Origin of the sequence: Glutamicibacter sp. MCAF14 (assembly GCF_052114325.1) — a bacterium.
Classification (GTDB): Bacteria; Actinomycetota; Actinomycetes; order Actinomycetales; family Micrococcaceae; genus Glutamicibacter; species Glutamicibacter arilaitensis.
This window is the reverse complement of record NZ_JBFREO010000005.1, coordinates 38,136-56,951: the sequence shown is the minus strand read 5'-3', so window position 1 is coordinate 56,951 and position 18,816 is coordinate 38,136. Positions and strand designations below refer to the sequence as shown.

Annotated in this window: 16 protein-coding genes and 1 tRNA gene; 7 read left to right on the top strand and 10 right to left on the bottom strand. The window is 60.6% G+C overall.

Annotated elements, in window-relative coordinates; all coding sequences use genetic code 11:
- Window positions 1-48 precede the first annotated feature (48 nt).
- The 4 genes from narI to AB4Y71_RS12240 are packed head-to-tail and all read right to left on the bottom strand — an operon-like array spanning window position 49 to window position 6,867.
- On the bottom strand, window positions 49-822 hold the full coding sequence (gene narI, locus AB4Y71_RS12255) for a respiratory nitrate reductase subunit gamma (protein WP_417364306.1): 774 nt from the start codon (window positions 820-822) through the stop codon (window positions 49-51).
- The gene (narJ, locus tag AB4Y71_RS12250) at window positions 819-1,517 is read right to left on the bottom strand and encodes a nitrate reductase molybdenum cofactor assembly chaperone (RefSeq protein ID WP_441720701.1); all 699 of its coding nucleotides are present in this window, start codon (window positions 1,515-1,517) and stop codon (window positions 819-821) included. The genes narI and narJ overlap by 4 nt, the downstream gene beginning before the upstream one ends.
- Window positions 1,514-3,151: a nitrate reductase subunit beta gene (narH, locus tag AB4Y71_RS12245; protein WP_102598587.1), complete on the bottom strand. Its 1,638-nt coding sequence runs from the start codon at window positions 3,149-3,151 to the stop codon at window positions 1,514-1,516. The genes narJ and narH overlap by 4 nt, the downstream gene beginning before the upstream one ends.
- Window positions 3,148-6,867, bottom strand: coding sequence for a nitrate reductase subunit alpha (locus tag AB4Y71_RS12240; protein WP_441720699.1), 3,720 nt, complete (start codon window positions 6,865-6,867; stop codon window positions 3,148-3,150). The genes narH and AB4Y71_RS12240 overlap by 4 nt, the downstream gene beginning before the upstream one ends.
- A 215-nt stretch (window positions 6,868-7,082) precedes the next feature.
- On the opposite strand from AB4Y71_RS12240, the gene AB4Y71_RS12235 reads away from it, so the two are divergent.
- The 3 genes from AB4Y71_RS12235 to AB4Y71_RS12225 all read left to right on the top strand — a co-directional run bounded on the left by AB4Y71_RS12235 (window position 7,083) and on the right by AB4Y71_RS12225 (window position 10,237).
- Window positions 7,083-8,315 (top strand): MFS transporter, encoded by a 1,233-nt coding sequence (locus AB4Y71_RS12235; protein ID WP_441720697.1) that lies wholly within the window; start codon window positions 7,083-7,085, stop codon window positions 8,313-8,315.
- A gap of 79 nt (window positions 8,316-8,394) precedes the next feature.
- Window positions 8,395-8,937 carry a YaeQ family protein gene (locus tag AB4Y71_RS12230; protein WP_013347861.1) on the top strand — a complete coding sequence of 181 codons (543 nt, stop codon included), beginning with the start codon at window positions 8,395-8,397 and terminating at the stop codon, window positions 8,935-8,937.
- Window positions 8,938-9,034: 97 nt separating this feature from the next.
- Complete coding sequence (locus tag AB4Y71_RS12225; RefSeq protein ID WP_441720695.1) at window positions 9,035-10,237, top strand: glycerophosphodiester phosphodiesterase family protein; 1,203 nt, start codon at window positions 9,035-9,037, stop codon at window positions 10,235-10,237.
- 145 nt (window positions 10,238-10,382) lie between these two features.
- Here AB4Y71_RS12225 and AB4Y71_RS12220 read toward each other — a convergent pair whose 3' ends face one another.
- The 4 genes from AB4Y71_RS12220 to tadA form a co-directional block, all read right to left on the bottom strand.
- Window positions 10,383-10,655 carry a hypothetical protein gene (locus tag AB4Y71_RS12220; RefSeq protein WP_441720693.1) on the bottom strand — a complete coding sequence of 91 codons (273 nt, stop codon included), beginning with the start codon at window positions 10,653-10,655 and terminating at the stop codon, window positions 10,383-10,385.
- Window positions 10,656-10,697: 42 nt separating this feature from the next.
- Window positions 10,698-11,099, bottom strand: coding sequence for a hypothetical protein (locus AB4Y71_RS12215; protein WP_441720691.1), 402 nt, complete (start codon window positions 11,097-11,099; stop codon window positions 10,698-10,700).
- A 593-nt stretch (window positions 11,100-11,692) separates the two neighbouring features.
- Window positions 11,693-11,783 (bottom strand) — tRNA-Ser (locus tag AB4Y71_RS12210).
- 94 nt (window positions 11,784-11,877) lie between these two features.
- A complete protein-coding gene (tadA, locus tag AB4Y71_RS12205) occupies window positions 11,878-12,354 on the bottom strand; it encodes a tRNA adenosine(34) deaminase TadA (protein WP_013347864.1) in 477 nt (158 codons plus the stop codon).
- Window positions 12,355-12,523: 169 nt separating this feature from the next.
- On the opposite strand from tadA, the gene upp reads away from it, so the two are divergent.
- Window positions 12,524-13,171: a uracil phosphoribosyltransferase gene (upp, locus tag AB4Y71_RS12200; protein ID WP_013347865.1), complete on the top strand. Its 648-nt coding sequence runs from the start codon at window positions 12,524-12,526 to the stop codon at window positions 13,169-13,171.
- 36 nt (window positions 13,172-13,207) lie between these two features.
- Here the strand turns inward: upp and AB4Y71_RS12195 are convergent, their stop codons facing one another.
- Window positions 13,208-14,692: a sensor histidine kinase gene (locus tag AB4Y71_RS12195; protein WP_441720689.1), complete on the bottom strand. Its 1,485-nt coding sequence runs from the start codon at window positions 14,690-14,692 to the stop codon at window positions 13,208-13,210.
- A gap of 23 nt (window positions 14,693-14,715) precedes the next feature.
- A complete protein-coding gene (locus tag AB4Y71_RS12190) occupies window positions 14,716-15,456 on the bottom strand; it encodes a response regulator transcription factor (protein WP_013347867.1) in 741 nt (246 codons plus the stop codon).
- 614 nt (window positions 15,457-16,070) lie between these two features.
- Here AB4Y71_RS12190 and AB4Y71_RS12185 point away from each other — a divergent pair.
- The 3 genes from AB4Y71_RS12185 to AB4Y71_RS12175 all read left to right on the top strand — a co-directional run bounded on the left by AB4Y71_RS12185 (window position 16,071) and on the right by AB4Y71_RS12175 (window position 18,808).
- The gene (locus AB4Y71_RS12185) at window positions 16,071-16,856 is read left to right on the top strand and encodes a winged helix-turn-helix domain-containing protein (protein WP_013347868.1); all 786 of its coding nucleotides are present in this window, start codon (window positions 16,071-16,073) and stop codon (window positions 16,854-16,856) included.
- Window positions 16,857-16,925: 69 nt separating this feature from the next.
- Window positions 16,926-17,453, top strand: coding sequence for a SixA phosphatase family protein (locus AB4Y71_RS12180; protein WP_134781054.1), 528 nt, complete (start codon window positions 16,926-16,928; stop codon window positions 17,451-17,453).
- Between the two features lie 227 nt (window positions 17,454-17,680).
- Window positions 17,681-18,808 (top strand): DUF1611 domain-containing protein, encoded by a 1,128-nt coding sequence (locus AB4Y71_RS12175; RefSeq protein WP_441720687.1) that lies wholly within the window; start codon window positions 17,681-17,683, stop codon window positions 18,806-18,808.
- The last annotated feature ends 8 nt before the right edge of the window (window positions 18,809-18,816 follow it).

The following is an 18,816-nucleotide window of genomic DNA, read 5'->3' as shown; positions in this document are numbered from 1 at the left end:
GCGGCAGTTGGCACTGCAGCGGGGCCGAAGCCCGGGGCCTTCATTGGATCAGCGGTTGGATCCGCGCTTGCTTCGCGGCTGCGGCGGAGCAGCAACCGGATCCCAGCCGCGGCGTACCGGACGCGAACCGGCGCCGCGCGATTCATCACGCGAGCGGTAGACGATGTACGGGCGGAAAAAGTACGGGATCGGCGCGGAGAACACGTGGACCAGCCGGGTGAAAGGCCACAGCGCGAACAGCACGCACGCGGTCGCCACATGCAGCTGGAAGAACAGCGGAACCTCCACCATCATTTCCGGATGGGGCTGGAAGATGATCATCTGGCGGATCCATGGCGAAATGGATTCGCGGTAGGAATAGCCCGGCCCGAAGACCTGGTAGACCAGCGTGGCCAGCGTGCCGAAGCCCAAGGTGGCTCCGAGGAAGACGTACATGACCTTGTCCATGACCGTGGTGGCCAGGAAGACCGGGCCGACGGTACGGCGGCGGTAGATCAGGATGATCAGGCCCGCCACGGTCAGGATCGCCGCTGCCGTACCCATCCAGGTAGCCCCGAGGTGGTAGATGTGCTCATTGACGCCAATGGCGTAGAGCCATTCGCGGGGAATCAGCAGGCCCACCACGTGTCCGGCGATCACCATCAGGATGCCGAAGTGGAACATCGGCGACCCCCAGCGCAACAGGCGGTTCTCATAGGTCTGGCTGGACCGCGTGGTCCAGCCGAACTTGTCGTAGCGGTAGCGCCAGATATGCCCGACGATGAATACCACCGCCGCGGCATAGGGCAGCACCACCCACAGCAGAATCGCTGATGTACTCATCCGTTCCCCCTCGGGCTGAATGGCGGTAGATTTCCCAAGAATGACAATCCGACCGTTTCAGTCGGAGGGCCCTCGCTGACCAAGGACAGCACCCGCTCTTGGGTTTCCTGATCCACTGGCGGCAGCGACAGCGTGATGCTGCGGATCAATCCAGCCCAGTGGCTGCCCATGGATTCCAGTGCCGTGCGCAGCACTTCGATGCCCTCGATATGCGAGGACAGCAACGCCTCGGCAATCGGGTCATCGCAGCGCGCCGAGAACTCCAGCACCGCCGGCAGGTAGTCCGGCAATTCATCGGCATTGAATTCCCACCCGGTGGCCCGGTAAGCCTCCAGGAAGGTGACCAGGGCCGTGCCGCGCTTGCGGGTGTCCCCGGTGGCGAAGTAGCTCAGGTACAGGCTGCATTTGCGCTTCAAATCGAAGGTCTGCACGTACAGGCGCTGCACCTGCGTAGATCCCAGCGACCGGGAGGCTTCAATGAAGTCGGCCAACAGTTGGGCGATCGGCGCCGGAACACTGCCCAGGTGGGTTTCGAGCTCATCGAGCCGCGCGAACCACTTCTGGTCGGGGTAATCGAGTAGCAGCGAGGCGAGCATGTGCACCCGGGCGCGCTCAGCACGCTTCATGGCCACCGGCTCCAAGGTGCCGGCAAGCTTGCGGCGCGGGGTTGCGCGGTTGAACAGTCGCGGGATCATTTGCCATCCTCTGGTGGGAACAGGCCTTCAGGGGTGCCATTGCCATCCCAGTTCAGCAGGTTGACCCGGCCCGGGGTGGAGGGACGGTCCGAAGTCTGGCGGTTCTTCAACGACTGGAAGTTCTCCACCGCCACCGGAACCGACTCGCCCGAAGAGGAGCCGAACGGGCCGGCCCCGCCCATGCCAGGACCGCCCTCGAAGTCCAGCGAGCAGCCCATTTCCTCAAGGTCGTGGGCCTGCTCGGCGTGGGCCGGCGGAATGACATAGCGTTCCTCGTACTTGGCGATGGCCAGCAGCCGGTACATCTCCTCCATCTGCGGCCCGCTCATGCCCACCGCTTCGGTGATCGACTCGTCGCGGTGATCGGACATGGACACCCCGCGCATGTAGGAGCGCATGGCGGCCAGCTTGCGCAGCGAGAGGTCCACCGGGGCGGTGTCGCCCGCGGAGAACAGCTCGGCCAGGTAGCCGATCGGGATGCGCAGCTTGTCGATGGCGGCAAAGAGGTTATCGGCATCTTCGCCGTCATTGCCGGTATTGGTGACTACGTCCACCACCGGGGACAGCGGCGGGATGTACCAGACCATGGGCATGGTGCGGTATTCGGGGTGCAGCGGCAGCGCGATCTCGTAATCGCGGATCAGCTTCCAGATGGGGCTGGCCTGGGCCGACTCTATCCAGTCCTCGGGAATGCCACCGGCCCGTGCCGCCTCGATGACCGCAGGATCGTGCGGATCAAGCAGCACGCCGCGCTGGGCGTCAAGCAGATCGTGCTCGTCTTCGACGCTGGCGGCCGCGGCTACCGCGTCGGCATCGTAGAGCACCAGGCCCAGGTAGCGCAGGCGTCCCACGCAGGTTTCGGCGCAGACCGTGGGCAGGCCCACCTCGATGCGCGGGTAGCAGAACGTGCACTTCTCGGCTTTGCCCGTGCGGTGGTTGAAGTACACCTTCTTGTACGGGCAGCCCGAAACGCACATGCGCCAGCCGCGGCAGGCGTCCTGGTCCACCAGCACGATGCCGTCCTCGGCGCGCTTGTACATCGCACCCGAAGGGCAAGAAGCGACGCAGGAAGGGTTCAGGCAGTGCTCGCAGATGCGCGGCAGGTAGAACATGAAGGCCTTCTCGTACTCGGCCTTCACCTCTTCGCTCATCTTGGCCAGCAGCGGGTCCTGGTCCATGGTCTCCAGCGAACCGCCCAGGTTGTCATCCCAATTGGCGGACCAGCCGATCTTCATGTCCTTGCCGGTGAGCAGCGACTTCGGGGTGGCCACCGGGGTGTGCTCGCCGGAGGGCGAGTTCAGCAGCATGTCGTAGTCGTAGGTCCACGGCTCGTAGTAGTCGTGGATCTCGGGCAGCTTCGGGTTGGAGAAGATGCGGCTGAGCTTCTTGAAGCGGCCGCCATCGCGCAGCGTCAGCCGTCCGCGCTTGTTCAGCGTCCAGCCGCCGCGCCACTTCTCCTGGTCTTCGTAGGTGCGCGGGTAGCCGACCCCGGGACGGGTTTCGACATTGTTGAACCACACGTATTCCACGCCGGTGCGGTTGGTCCACGCCTGCTTGCACGTCACCGAGCAGGTGTGGCAGCCGATGCACTTGTCCAGGTTCATCACCATGGACATCTGGGCCATGACCTTCATCGGTACTGTACCTCCTGGTTGCGGCGGCGGATCGTGGTGACCTCATCGCGCTGGTTTCCGGTGGGGCCGAGGTAATTGAAGGCCCAGGCCAGCTGACCGTAGCCTCCGATCAGATGGCTTGGTTTCATCAGGATGCGCGTGAGCGAATTGTGGATGCCGCCGCGCTTGCCGCTGGTTTCGGCCAGCGGCACGTCCACGGTGCGGTCCTTGGCGTGGTACATGAACACGGTGCCCTCTGGCATGCGGTGCGAGACGATGGCACGGGCTACCACCACGCCGTTGCGGTTGTAGGACTCGATCCACTCGTTATCGCGCACCCCGATCTTCGCCGCGTCCTGCGGCGACATCCAGATGGTGGGGCCGCCGCGGGAGAGCGAGAGCATGAACAGGTTGTCCTGGTACTCGGAGTGGATGGACCATTTGGAGTGCGGGGTCAGGTAGCGCACCGCTACTTCGGCATTGCCCGACTCGTGCATGCTGGTGGTGCCCAGCTTCGCGTCGTTGAACAACCGGTGCATGTCCAGCGGCGGACGGTAGATCGGCAGATTCTCGCCCAGCTCCGACATCCAGTCGTGGTCCAGGTAGAAGTGCATGCGCCCGGTCAGCGTGTGGAATGGCTTCAGATGCTCCACGTTGATGGCGAACGCGGTGTAGCGCCGGCCGCCGTGCTCGGAGCCGGACCACTCCGGGGAGGTGATCACGCTGCGCGGCTGGACCTGCACATCGTGGAAGGAGATCCGCGAACCCTCATGCTCTTCGGAGAGGAAGGCCATCTTCTGCCCGGTGTGCTCTTCGAGCTGCCGGAAGCCGGTGGTCGCCAGGCGCCCATTGGAGGTGCCCGAGAAGGCGAGGATCATCTCGCAGGCCTTCTTGTCGGTATCCAGCAGCACCGCGCCGGTGGACGAGACGCCGTTGAGGTGCTTGAGCGTTTCGATCTCCGGGGCCACCTGGTAGTTGATGCCCTTGGTGACCATGCCCAGCTTTTCGGTCAACGGGCCCAGGGTGCTCCACTGCGCGTAGAGGTTCGGGTAGTCGCGCTCCACGACCTTCAGCTTGACCATGGTCAGCCCCGGCACCAATGGCGCGCCTTGGGCAACCTGGCCCTTGACGGTGGCCATGGCATCGGGGGTGTCATGCTGCAGCGGGGAAGCGACCAGGTCCTTGCGCTTGCCCAGGTGCTTGGCGGCGTACTGCCCGAAGCGCTTGGCCATCTGCCCGAATAATTCGAAGTCGGTCTTGGTCTGCCACGGCGGAGCGATGGCAGGGTTGAAGGAGTGGATGAACGGGTGCATGTCCGTGGAGGACAAATCGTACTTCTCGTACCAGGTGGCGGCCGGGAAGACCAGGTCGGAGAACAAGGTGGTGCTGGTCATGCGGAAATCCGCGGTGGCCAGCAAGTCCAGCTTTCCTTCCGGCGCTTCATCATGCCAGGCCATGTCCACCGGGCGGTGGCCTTCAGCGGCTTCCGGGGCGCGCACCGAGGCGTCGGTGCCCAGAAGGTGCTTGAGGAAGTACTCATTGCCCTTGCCGGAGGAACCGAGGATGTTCGCGCGCCAGATCAGCGCCACGCGCGGGAAGTTCTCCGGTGAATCCGGGTCCTCGCAGGCGTAGGCCAGCGTCTTGTCGTTCAGCGAATCCACCACATGCTGCGCCGGGTCCTTGCCGGCCGCTTCAGCCTCGTCCACCAGATCCAGCGGGTTGCGGTTGAACGTCGGGTAGTCCGGCATCCATCCGCGCTTGATCGAATCGACCAGGCAGTCCGCGGTGGTGCGCCCGTCGAATTGGCCCTTGGCCAGAGGGGATGCCAGCTGGTTGGCCGGCAGCCCGTCGTAGCGCCACTGGTCAGTGGCCAGGTACCAGAAGGCGGTGCCGATGGTGTGGCGCGGTGGGCGGTTCCAGTCACCGGCCGAAGCGTATTGCTGGTAGCCGGTGAGCGGACGGACCTTTTCCTGGCCCACGTAGTGGGCCCAGCCCCCGCCGTTGACACCCTGGCAACCGGTCATCATGGTCAGCGCCAGGAAGGTGCGGTAGATGGTGTCGGAGTGGAACCAGTGGTTGGTGCCGGCCCCCATCAGGATCATCGAGCGGCCGCCGGATTTCTCGGCGGTGTCGGCGAATTCGCGGGCAATGCGGATGGCTTGCTCCGGCGGGACACCGGTGTGCTCTTCCTGCCAGCCCGGGGTGCCCGGGGTGCTGGCATCCATGAAGTCCGCCGGCCACTGGCCAGGCAGCGATCCGCGGCCCACGCCGTACTGGGCGAGCATCAAGTCGAAGACCGTGGTCAGCGTCTTGCCGGCGAGCTGCACTACCGGCACTCCGCGCTGCACCACTCCCGAGCCGCCGGCATGCTCCTGGCCCGGCTCCGGGGTCAGGTCGAAGCGCGGAAGGCTGATCTCGACTGCTGCGCCGTCCCAGTTTTCCAGATCCATGACAGACAAGGCAGGGGTGATGTCTCCCAGGTCGAGGTTCCATTGGCCCTTGTCCTTCTCGGAGTACCGGTGTCCCAGGGTGCCGCGGGGAACGCGGGCGGTGCCGCTGGTATCCAGCAAGGCGGGCTTGAAATCGGCATGGTCTTCTGCCGCCAGGCCCAGGTCTGCCGCGGTGAGGAACTTGCCGGGCACCGGGGTGCCGGTAGCCGTATCGATTTCCACCAGGAAGGGGGAATCGGTGTAGGTGCGCATGTAGTCCTCGAAAGGCTTGGTGCGCTTTTCGACGTAGTGTTCCTTGAGGATCACATGCCCCATGGACAGGCCCAGGGCCGCATCGGTGCCTGGCTGCAAAGCCACCCACTCGTCGGCGAATTTGGTGTTATCGGTGTAGTCCGGGGAGACCGTGACGACCTTGGTGCCCTTGTAGCGCGCTTCGGCCATGAAATGCGCATCGGGGGTGCGGGTGACCGGGACGTTGGAACCCCACATGATCAGGTACTGCGAGTTCCACCAGTCAGCGGATTCGGGCACGTCGGTCTGGTCGCCGAAGACCTGCGGGCTGGCCACCGGCAGGTCGGCATACCAGTCGTAGAAGGAGAGCATGGTGCCGCCGACGAGGTTCATGTAGCGCGAACCGGCGCCGTGCGAAACCATGGACATGGCCGGGATCGGGGAGAAGCCGGCAATGCGGTCCGGACCGTACTTCTTCACCGAGTAGACCTGGGCTGCCGTGGATATTTCCAACGCTTCATCCCAGGTGGTGCGGATCAGCCCGCCCTTGCCGCGGGCTTTCTTGTAGCGCTTGGCCTTGGTTGGATCCTCGACGATCGATGCCCAGGCATCTACGGGATCCGGATGCGCCTTCTTGGCTGCACGGTAGAGGTCGGCCAGCACGTCGCGGATGTAGGGGAAGCGTACGCGCGTTGGCGAGTAGGTGTACCAGCTGAACGCCGCACCGCGAGGGCAGCCACGCGGTTCGTACTCCGGAGAGTCAGGTCCTACGGAAGGATAATCGGTCTGCTGGGTTTCCCAGGTGATGATGCCGTCTTTGACGTAGACCTTCCACGAGCAGGAGCCGGTGCAGTTCACTCCGTGAGTAGAACGCACCACCTTGTCGTGCGACCACCGGTCGCGATAGAAGACGTCGCCCTTGCGTCCGCCGGAGAGAAACATTGCTCGCAAATCTTCACTGGTTTCACCGCGGCGAAGGAACTTTCCCATCGAGAGCAGTGAATCAGCAAGTGGTCCGTCGGTTGCCGGCTGTGTGTGGTTGGGCCGATCGCTCATTGCTGGCTCTTTCTAACTGTGGCTAGTCCTCCAAGCTTCGTCTTTTGGGTGTGAACTTTCAAGAGCGTTTTTCAAATTTATCCTTAATATCTTTCCCAGTCACGGCTTAGATAATCTACTGCCAAGTCACTTCCATTTCTATGGCGGAGAGGAATAGACTGCGATTCGAAAGGCCGATTGGCCATGGACCGACCCATTGCCCGTGGAGGGTTTCAATGAGCACAGGAACCACAGCAGCAACCGATATCCAGGGCCCCGACCTTCGCGGGGGATTGTTCCAATTAGTGCTGGCCACCCTTGCCAGCGTCGTGGGTTTCTGGGCATGGATGCTCATTTCCCCAATTCAGCGTTTCTACGCCGAGGGAATGGACCTCAGCGAGGGGCAAGTCTCCTTGATGCTGGCCACTCCGGTGCTGGTGGGCGCCATCGGGCGTATCTTCACCGGTGCGCTGACCGACCGGTTCGGTGCTCGGAAGATGTTCACCGTCGTGCTCCTGGCGACGGTGCCGGCGGTATTGCTGGTGGCGCTCGCCGGAAGCATTGGAAGTTTCGCGCTGCTGATCATTGCCGGCACCTATTTGGGCGTCGGCGGGTCGATTTTCGCCGTTGGTGTTCCCTTTGCCAGCGCCTGGTACCCTCCGCATAAGCGTGGTTTTGCCAATGGCGTGTTCGGCATGGGCATGATCGGCACCGCCATTTCAGCGTTCCAGACTCCGCGGCTGCTGCAGAGCTTCGGATACTGGGGAACGCACCTGTTCCTCGCCGGCCTCTTGGTAGTGGCCGCCGCGCTGGTCTGGTTCCTCATGCGCGAATCCCCGGCGTGGAAGCCGAATAACCAGCCGCTGTTTCCCAAGGTCTTCGGTGCGCTCAAGTTGGCCATCACCTGGGAGATGGCCTTCCTCTACGGCATTGTCTTCGGCGGCTTCGTTGCCTTCTCGACCTTCCTTCCCAAGTACCTGATGACCATCTACCCGGAGAATGTGGATCCGATTGGTGCCGGTACCCGTACGGCGATCTTCGCTCTCGCCGCGGTGATCGCGCGCCCGATTGGCGGCGTGCTGGCCGATAAGTTCGGACCGAAGATCATTGCACTGATTTCCCTGGCCGGCATCGTGTCGCTGGCCTACATTGTCGGACAGCAGCCATCCGAAGGCATCCTCACCGGCGTCACCTTCATCCTCATGGCATCGGCCATGGGCTTGGGCATGGGCGCGGTATTCGCCTGGATCGGTCCATCGACGCCTCCGGAAAAGGTCGGAGCTGTCTCCGGCGTGGTCGCTGCCGCTGGCGGCTTGGGCGGTTATTTCCCTCCATTGGCGATGGGCATGACCTACCATGCAGAGACCAATTCCTATGCGTTGGGCCTTTGGCTGCTGGTACTCGTGGGAACTTTCGCCCTGGTGGTCGCCGGCATGCTGCGCGGCACCAAGGGCCGCGGCGGCATGTAGTGCGCCGCCGCGCAGGCAAGGCTCCTGCGAGCAACTAGGGGTCAGTCGGCCCAGCCTGTTCACGGTAAACTCGTGAACTATGGCTATCGGCGCGACTATACACACCTTTGAAGTTCAACTTGCTGATGTAGATCGCGGGGTTTACGAGGATCTTTCGTTGCGTGTTGCGCAGCATCCCTCGGAAACCGATGCCTACATGGTCACCCGGGTACTGGCCTACTGCCTCGAATTGGAAGAAGGCATCGCCTTCTCTGCCGGAGGCGTTTCCACCGGGGAGGAGCCAGCCATTCTGGTCAAGGACCTCACCGGACTCATTACCGCTTGGATCGAAGTAGGCGCTCCGGACGCGCAACGTCTGCATTTGGGCAGCAAGCGCGCCGATCGTGCCGCTGTCTATACGCACCGCGACCCCGCCAAGCTGCTGGCCACCTGGCGCGGAAAAACCATTCACCGTTCGCAGGATATCGTGGTGCGTTCTTTCGACTCCAAGTTCATCGACGCCGCCGCGCAAGCGCTGACTCGCCGGAATACCATGTCCCTGTCGGTAACCGAAGGCCAGATCTATCTTGAGCTGAACGGGACGAATTTGGAAACACAGATCAGCACGCATGAGATTGAGTAGAAAAGCTTAATCTCTGATTCAACTGAGCGTGAGCTCGCTGTCACCAGCGTGCGGAAGCATCGTCGGTGTCCACCAATGACACCGACGGAAGTGCTCCATGAAACTGCGCAATATCACTTTTGGCACAGCAACCCTGGCTTTGGCCGTCACCATGGCAATGCCGGCTGTCGCCGCCCAGATCGAACCAACCGGCGCTGACCCGCTGCTGATCGGCCACCGAGGAGCTGCAGGCGTGGCACCGGAGAACACGCTTCCTGCAATCAAGGCAGGCAGCCAGGCAGGCGCCGAATTCACCGAAATCGACGTGCAGCTGTCCAAGGACGGGGTTCCGTTCATCTTCCACGATTCCACCGCATCGCGCACCACGAACATCGCCGAGGTTTTCCCTGAACGCGTGGACGACCCCATCACGTCGTTCACTTGGGACGAACTGCAGCAGCTCGATGCCGGCTCATACTTCTCAGAGGAGTTCGAAGGAACCAAGATCCCGCATTTCGATGAGGTTCCAGGCGCTCTGACCGGTGACACCGGCGTCTTCATCGAGATCAAGGATCCAGCTAAGTCCCCAGGGGTGGAAAAGCTGGTTGCCGACGCATTGGCTCAGAATCCTGAATGGAAGGAGCTTGCCGACGCGAACAAGATCGAGGTGCTTGGTTTCGACGCCGTGTCCAACCAGCGCTTTGCCCAGATCGCTCCGGAAGTTCCACTCCAGCAGCTATCCGGCACGGTTCCGTCCGTTGCGGAACTGGCCAACTACGCCAGCTATGCGGACTCCTTCGGCACGAGCTACCGCACGCTTGATGCGGCCGGTGCACAGCGTGTGAAAGACGCAGGCTTGGGCCTTGGCGTCTATACCGTGAACGCCGACGCGGCAGCTGACGAAGCGCTGGCCCTGGGCGTCGAGCGAATCACCGGGGACTTCCCGCAGCAGATCAACCGCCACCTGGATGGCCAGAAGATCTTCCCAGCCAATAATGGCGTTATCATTGCCGACTCCATCAACGATGTTCCAGGCAGCGACACGACCCCTGAGAAGGGTGAACACGTCATTCTGGAGAATACCGGCAAGCGCACCATTGATGTCAGCGGATACATTCTTCGCGATGCAGCCAATAACATCTTGGAAATCGGCGAAGGCTACGAGCTTGAGCCAGGCCAGAAACTGCGCGTTTATTCGGGCCCTGGCACCAACAGCGAGGATGCGTTCTACGTTGATGGCGCTGGCATCCTGAACAACGGCGGCGACTCGCTGGCGCTGTGGGATGCCAAGGGCAAGCTCGCAGATACTTTCGCGAACTAGTTCCAGGCAAAGCAAAACCCCGGGAATCATTGATTCCCGGGGTTTTCTTGGCGGTGACGGGTACAACAATCCCCACGATTTGAATGATCCTGGCGATTGTTGCCACGTCTTTTTGAAATTCAAGAGTCGTAAGACCGGAAGAAGACTATTTTCCTCGGTCTTCTACCGCGCGGACTGCTTCAACCAGGGACGCGCTTGGATTCGACTTTCTATAGTCGCGGATTTGCTTGATTTCATTTTTCGAATGTTTTGTCGAGGCCCGTTCAGGGCCCTGAGCGTTTGTGGCTGTCGACGGTAAAAGCAAAACCAACAATGCGGCTACCGCGAGCCCTGCAGCAATTTGCCACGCGCTCATAACCAATGCAACGGTAGCCAAAATTGATAAAGTGGCCGATCCGAAGAGACGAAAATTCTTCATCTTTCAGTTCCTTCCGGTTGTGTCATTAGTGCAGGAGGCGGGCTATTTCCACACTTTAGGGCAAGCGCCAACGATTCCTGGGATTCCCGCAAGCTCTGCAACTAGTGAAGCAAGGGCCGTGACGGCAGCCTCACCCTTTTCGGCTGCGGTTCCAGCCCCGACGAGTAGTTTGGCAGATACCCAAACACCGCCTAATTCTTTGATGAGCGCTTTTATCCTTATGAGCTTCACAGCAGGTACAGCGAACCCAAGTACCGCTGTTCCAAGAGCTTGAGCGCATTTCGCAGTGTTGCCCCAGTCGATTCCGGCCGCCTGCGCTAGCGCGACTTTCGAAGAATTGTTCTGCTCCGCAACGTTTACTGAGTTGAGATACTGTTCCAGAGCCTTGTCAGAAACTAAGGCGGAGTCGGGAATTTCTTCTATGACTTCCAGCATGTCGACCACTTCGGAAAATCTGATTCTTGAGGGTCTGTGATGGCTTGGGGTGCGGTCGTTGACAATGTTTCTTGGGTGCTCGCCGAAGCTGGTGTGACTATTCTAAATGCTGCGAAGGCCAAACTCAGGACAACGGTACAGGCGATTGAAGCTTTAAAATTGCTTGCCATTTGAAGACCTTTTAATTCGTGTGCTCTATCTGTGGCATCGGAGCAATGCTGCACTCCCCAGCGAGGTGGAGGGGCAGTCCGCCAACGATGATCCGCAAATCTTAGAACAATTTAAAACCGTAGTTGCGAGAAATAGGGCAAGTCAACCATTTAATCCTCATACTTTAGTAGGAGGGGGGTGCGCGATCAGAGCAATTTCTGTGTCACCTTCACTACAAAATCTCAGGGGAACTAGAGCGCAAGGCGAGGTCGCAGAGAGTTCGCCCATGGAATCAGCCAGAATAGATGTTGCCCACTGACGAATCTGATGCAGGAGCATATAAGACGGCCTCAGTGAATACCTTCTCGGATTCTTGTTGCACGACCGGTCGTTCGGGGTATGGCAAAGACCCCGAAGTCCTTGATAATTCAAGGGCTCCGGGGCCTTGGCTCTGGCGGTGACGGTGGGATTTGAACCCACGGTACGGGGTTACCGTACACAACATTTCGAGTGTTGCACCTTCGGCCGCTCGGACACGTCACCAGACCTGATAACTCTATAACGAACATCAGGTGAAAACAAAAACGGGAGCCGGATTTTTGGCCTGAAGTGTTCCGAAACACATCAAAGCCGGAAATTAGGCTCGCTTGCCGCGGAAGAACTCACGCAGCAGCTCTGCGCACTCCTCTTCCTTCACCCGCGAGTAGACCTCGACCCAGTGGTTCAGCCGAGGTTCCCGGACGATATCGAAGACCGAGCCGCACGCTCCGGCCTTCTCGTCCCAGGCGCCGAAGACCAGCTTGGGGATGCGCGAGAGCACGATGGCCCCGGCGCACATGGCACAGGGCTCGAGTGTCACCACCAGCGTGCAGTCCGAGAGCCGCCAGCCGTCATCTTCGCCTTTGGCTTCCAGAGCCTTGACGGCGTTGCGGATGGCAACCACTTCGGCATGGGCCGTGGGGTCGTTGCCTGCCTCGCGCTCGTTGCGGCCGGTGGCCAGAACTTCGCCGGCGGGGGAGAGGATGACTGCGCCGATGGGCACGTCATCGGTGGCTAGCGCCGCGCGCGCTTCGGCCAGAGCCAGGTCCATCCAGGTTTCAAATTCGTGCACCATAGTATTTTCACTTTACGTGTTTTTCCTTGTCCGCAGGGCCGTTCCAGTGTGGTGCACCGCGCACTGTGCAGAAGTTTGCTGTTTCGTTGGGCACACCAGAGTGATTTAAGGGCGGGAAAACGGGGATTTCTCTCGAGTTGGGCGAGGCGGTGCTGATAGATTTCTACTTATGCGCGTACAGGTAGTCGACCACCCACTGGTGGCACACAAGGTTTCGGTTCTTCGTGATAAGAACACCCCATCCTCCATTTTCCGCCAGCTGACCGATGAGCTGGTCACGCTGCTGGCATATGAGGCCACTCGCGAGGTGAAGACCGAAAGCGTCCAGGTGCAGACTCCGGTTGCCACCACTATCGGTACCGCCATCGCCAAGCCAACCCCGCTGGTAGTTCCAATCCTGCGTGCTGGTCTGGGGATGCTCGAAGGCATGACCCGTCTGGTTCCAACCGCAGAGGTTGGCTTCCTGGGCATGGCCCGCAATGAGGAAACCCTCGACATTATTACCTACGCCGACCGCGTGCCAAACGATCTGACCGGCCGCCAGGTCTTCGTGCTCGACCCGATGCTGGCCACCGGCGGCACCTTGGCTGAAGCCATCAAGTTCATCTTCGACCGCGGCGCAGATTCGGTGACTTGCATCTGCCTCATCGCGGCTCCTGAGGGCGTTGCCCGCCTGGAAGAAATCCACGGCGATGACGACCGCGTGCACGTGGTGCTCGCGAACCTGGACGAGAAGCTCAACGAAAAGTCCTACATCATCCCAGGTCTGGGCGATGCCGGTGACCGTCTTTACGGTGTAACCCCGCCGATTGCCTAACTGGCAAAGATGCGATGTGCCCAAGGACTGCGGTGATTACACCGCAGTCTTTGGCGTTTCTTCAGCGATTTCCGGATCGATCAGCGGCAAGCGGACCTCGAAGACCGTGTCACCTGGCTTGGATGCCACGGTGATCTTGCCGCCATGGGCTTCGACGATGCTCTTGGCGATCGGCAAGCCCAAGCCGGTAGTGCCATCGGAGCCTGAGCGGGCCTTGTCAGCACGGGTGAAACGCTCAAAGACGCGTGGCAGGAATTCCGGTGCGATGCCTTCTCCGGTGTCGTGCACCCTCAGGATTGCTTCATCGGTCTGATCATCTTGGTCCACCGACACCGTGACAGTGTTTCCGGCGGTGGTGTGCTTGCGGGCGTTGGCCAGGAGATTGGTGATTACCCGACGCAGGGAGGCTGAATCAGCATGGATGATGGTCTGCGGCGTCCGGCAGTCGAAAATCCAGTGATGGTCGCTGGCAGTGAGCTTGAAGTCTTCAGTGATATCCGCAGTCAGTTCGCACAAGTCCACTTCACTGCGTTTGAAGGCATTCTGTTCGTCCAAGCGAGCCAGGAGCAATAGGCTTTCCACCAGCGAGCTCATGCGCGCGCTTTGCTGCAGTACCCGGTCCACCGAGCGTTGTCCGTCGGGGGAGAAGTGCTCGGTAGCCGAGAGCAGCTCGGTGTAGCCGCGGATCGCTGAAAGCGGGGTGCGCAGCTCGTGCGAAGCGTCGGCGACAAACTGGCGCATCTGGGCTTGGGACTTTTCGCGGGCGGTCAGTGCGGTTGAGACATTGCTGATCATCGCGTTCAACGCATTGCCGACATTGCCCACTTCCGTGCCGGGAATTGCATCTTGTGCAGGCACTCGCTGGGCTAGATCCACCTTGCCTGAATCAAGTTCTTCTGCAGCAACCGAAGCAGCCACCGTAGCCACGCGTTTCAGTGAAGCCAGCGAGCGTGAGATCAGCCAGGAACCAGCCAAACCGGCACCGGCAATCAGGATCAACGCAATGAACAGCGTCAGCCAAGCCATGCCGCGCAAGGCCAGATCGGTGCTGTGCAAAGGCAGGCCGACAATCAAAATGCCGTTGGAACCTGAATCCTTGACGGCGACCAGATAGTAGTCGCCCACGGTCAGATGGGCGCGAACCGGCTTGAACGGCCCGCCTTCACGCAGCGTGCTCAGCTCAAGATCCACCATCGGGATGGCGTCTTCCTGGCTCAGCTGTTCCAAGACGCCGGTGCGTTCATCGAGCACACCGCCGTTGAAGACATACTTGTCGACGAAGCGGGCGGTCAGCGTGCCGGCGGCTTGGCCGGGAGCATCAAGCCGAGAGTTCACCGCTGGCGCGCCCTGCGAATAATTCAGGGCGCGTTCGGTGGCCAGGCGCAGCTGGCTGTTGAGCTGGTCCATCAAGGTCTGGCGCATGCCGGCGTTATAGAGCAGGCCGAGCAAGACGGACACAGCGGTTACCGAGGTCAGCAGGATGAGCAGCAGCTTGCGCTGGAGCGCATGCGGAGAGCTCACCTTGGTATTCGGGGAGAAGAAACTCATGCCGCCGGCTTCAATACGTAGCCGACGCCACGCACGGTATGGATCATGGGTTCTGCATCAACATCGATCTTCTTGCGCAGGTAGGAGATATACAGCTCGACGATGTTGGCCTGGCCATCAAAGTCGTAGTGCCATACGTTATCCAGGATCTGCGACTTGGAAACCACGCGGCGGGCGTTGTTCATCAGGTAGCTGAGCAGATCGAATTCGGTGGCGGTCAGCGAAATCTCGCGGCCTGCCCGGGAGACATCATGCGAGTCCGTATTCAGCACCAGGTCACCAACGACCAATTCGGCGGAGTCGGCGGTGGCCGCGCCGGAACGTTCCACCAGGCGGTGCAAGCGGATCAGGACCTCTTCGAGGCTGAAGGGCTTGGCCACGTAATCGTCAGCTCCGGCGCCCAAGCCTTCGATGCGATCTTCCACCGCGTCCTTGGCGGTGAGGAACAGAACCGGGATTTCGGGGAAATGGGTGCGTACCTTGCGCAGGACCTCAGGGCCGTCAAAGCCTGGCAGCATCCAGTCCAGCACCAGAACATCTGGAGCCAATGAGCGGGCGGTAGCTACGGCCTCTGGTCCGTCGTGGGCCATTGTGGCTTCCCAGCCCAGCATGCGGGTTCCCATGGCGACCAATTCCGCAAGCGAAGGTTCATCATCGACCACCAGAACTTTGATTGCTGTGCCATCGGGATGGGTTAGTCGAGGCAGCTGCGAAGGGGAAAATCGAGATTCATTCATGTATTCAGCTTCTCCTATTGCCTTGGGCCGAGAATATGTTTTAGCTGTGTGCCAGCTATGACTGCAAGTCGATTTTATGCGGGAGAAACCCGAACCGATAGTGGTTAATTTGGTCAACCCCGAGTAAGGGCGAATGTTTGGAGTGTGGACGGTCTATAGCGCTGAATGGATATTCGCACCTCGGAATGGAGTGGGCGCAATGTCCAGAATTTGGCAGATTATTGAACATATTGTTTAGTTAAGCGCTTAGGTACTCAAGAATTGCCTAAAGTGTCTTATGTCACGTTTGGGAAGATATGTCTCACTATGTGGACGCGAGCGTTCATTGTTACTTGCAAGTTGCCAATGTTACGAGGAAACTAGAGGTGTGAGTACGGCGCAGAACAGTAAAAGCAGTTCGAGAGTCATCCTCGAATTGTCCGGAATTGTTGCCAACGAATGCTCGGCGTCACCGGCCTGCAAGTCGAATTATGCGTGATTAGTAATTCGGAATTTGGAAGACGGTGACGGGAAACCCAACTGCTGAACGTGGACGAAGGCCGCGAACAGCGCAAGCAAAACCCGAAGCATGAGCGCCAAACCACTTGGCCTTCGCACTAAAAGAGGAAAAGATTATGTCGGCTGGATCCGGATACGTCCACGTTTCAATTCGCAATGCACAGAACCGCGCAGCTGCTGCGCAGCGTGCAGCTTCTGGCAACTATGCTCCAGCGGGCTATCGCCCACTGCGCGCAGTTTCCACCGCTCATGAAACTCGTGAACCGATGCATTCGTCGACCACTGCTCCAGTGCAGTCAACTGGACAGCCAAGTACTGATACCTCCGCCCGAGGATTCGTGCTCTACGTGGGTTTGGATGAAACCACCGCGCAAGCACAGGGCACTTCGCTGGGCAAGCTGGCCACTCAGGTACGCGCTTTCTTGGCTACCTTGTCTCCGCAGGCGCAGACCCACGCTGCGGTAGCGCTGGCTCCAACCAGCGCGCAGGGTGATCCAATTGACGTCGTCCGCCAGGCCCTGGGCGACCCAACCGTATCGCGTCGTCCACGCGCCGAGGCTCGTCCATCGACCCCACGCCCATCGGGTGTGCTGATCGACCTGTCGCGCCGCGAAGTGTACCTGGATGGCGAAACCCTGAACCTGACTTTCAAGGAATTCGAGCTGCTGAACTTCCTGGTGGAAAACGGCACCCGTACCGTTGGCCGCGAAGAACTGCTGGAAAACCTGTGGCGCAATGCCGAAGAGGTCCCTAACGAGCGCACCATCGACGTGCACATCCGACGCCTGCGCTCCAAGCTGGGACGCCTGGCGAACACCGTACGCACCGTGCGCGGCCAGGGTTACCGCTTCTACGAGCACCCAGAAGTTGTCGTCTGGGCCGCCCCGGAATACTCCATCTAGCATCAGCGCATGGCGATGGCGGGTGAACCAAGTTCGGTTCACCCGCCATCGCTGTCTTAAGCTGGGAGAATGAACACCATGCATTCTCGCAAGCTCATCTTGATGCGCCACGCCAAAGCCGACTACCCGCTAGGCGTCGCGGATCACGACCGGCCGCTGGCCGCACGCGGACACCGTGAAGCGCCTGCTGCCGGAGCCTGGCTTGTGGACAATGAGCTGATCCCTGATTACATCATCTGCTCTGACGCGCTGCGTGCGCGTTCCACCTGTGCCTGGGTGCTCTCCGAGCTCGGGGAAAAAGGGCCAACCCCCTACATCGACTCACGGATTTTCAGTGCCGGCACCGCCCAGCTGTGCTCCATCATCAACGAGGTTCCCGATACCGTCAGCAACTTGTTGGTCATCGGGCATCAGCCCATTCTCCAGGAATTGGCGCTGCGCCTGGCATCGCGAGACTCGGATGAAGAGGCTGTCTACGAACTGGCGATGAACTACCCGACCCTCGGTACCACGGTGCTGGAAACCAGCCATCCCTATTCCCATTTGGATGCCCGTGATGCGCGCGTCACACATTTCATCGCACCCCGGCCTGCATGAGAGAAGTCTCATCAAGTTTTTTCTAAAGTACTAGTCAACACATAAATAGACGATGATCTGCCGTTATGAGAAGCAGATGATAGCTCTCTCATCGAATACACCTCATAGACTCATGAGCCGTTCACTTTGAATTAACCATTGCTCGTTTCACTGGTAATTGTTGGCCCAACAGCCAACGCCGCCAAACCGCAATCGCGGGTCGGAAATAGTGAAAGAGGAACAGGCAAATGGCTATCATCGCAGAATCGCTTCCAACGCAGTCCGCCGCAGCACGCAACGAGGTACAGCAGCAGATCGATGCCCAGCGTGCCCGCACCATTCGTGCCGCCTACACCACTCGTTTTGTCGCTGCCGAGCTGCAGCGCAACCCGCAGGACTTCGAAATCGTCCGCCGCGCCAACATGGTGCCACGCTCCGGAGACGTGGTCATCGCCAATGTCACCGAATTGGGCAAGCACACCCGATTGCAGTCCCCGGTCTCCCGCCGCCAGCTGATGTTCGTCGGACAGGAAATCATGGTCGCCTATGGCCACCGCTACGCACCGGACCAGTTCCTCGCCCACGTGCCAGACAATCTGGGTCCGTGCCAGCTGGTCGCCGGCGGCGGCGTGGCCAGCGAGGTCATCGAGCAGCACACATCGATCGACAAGGCCACGCAGCTGGAACCAGTGGGCCTGCTGATGCGGCAGGGCAAGGTCGTGAACCTGCTGGACTTCGCGCCGCTGAGCATCGAGAACGAATCGCCGCAGGCCGCGCAGATCGACGCGCCACGCCCGCCGGTCATCGCAGTGCTGGGCACCTCGATGAACTCCGGCAAGTCCACCACTCTGGGCTGCCTGGTCAACGGCCTGGTCAACTCCGGCATGCAGGTTGCCGCCGGTAAGGCCACCGGAACCGGCGCAGGCAACGACCCGAACCTGTTCACCGACGCCGGCGCCTTCAGCGTCTGCGACTTCACCGACTTCGGCTTCCCGACCACTTACCGCCTGGACTACGAAACCGTGCGCGACCTGCTGGTCGCCATGATCCGCGAGCAGAGCGCCACCGGGGCCGGCACCGTAGTCATCGAAATCGCCGATGGCCTCTTCCAAGGAGAAACCTCGCGCCTGCTGCGCGACCCGATCTTTACCGCGCAGGTGGATCGCGTGCTGTTCAGCGCCCAGGACGCTCTGGGTGCCCAGGCTGGCGAACGCATCCTGCTCGATGCGGGCCTGGATCTGGCCGCAGTATCCGGCGTGGTCACTGCCTCGCCGCTGGCCGCCAAGGAAGCCCAGGCGCAGCTGAGTACCCCAGTGATCGGTACCTTCGAGTTGTGCCGGGCCGAGGTCGCCTCTGCCCTGCTGCCAACCCGATAGGAGTGCCC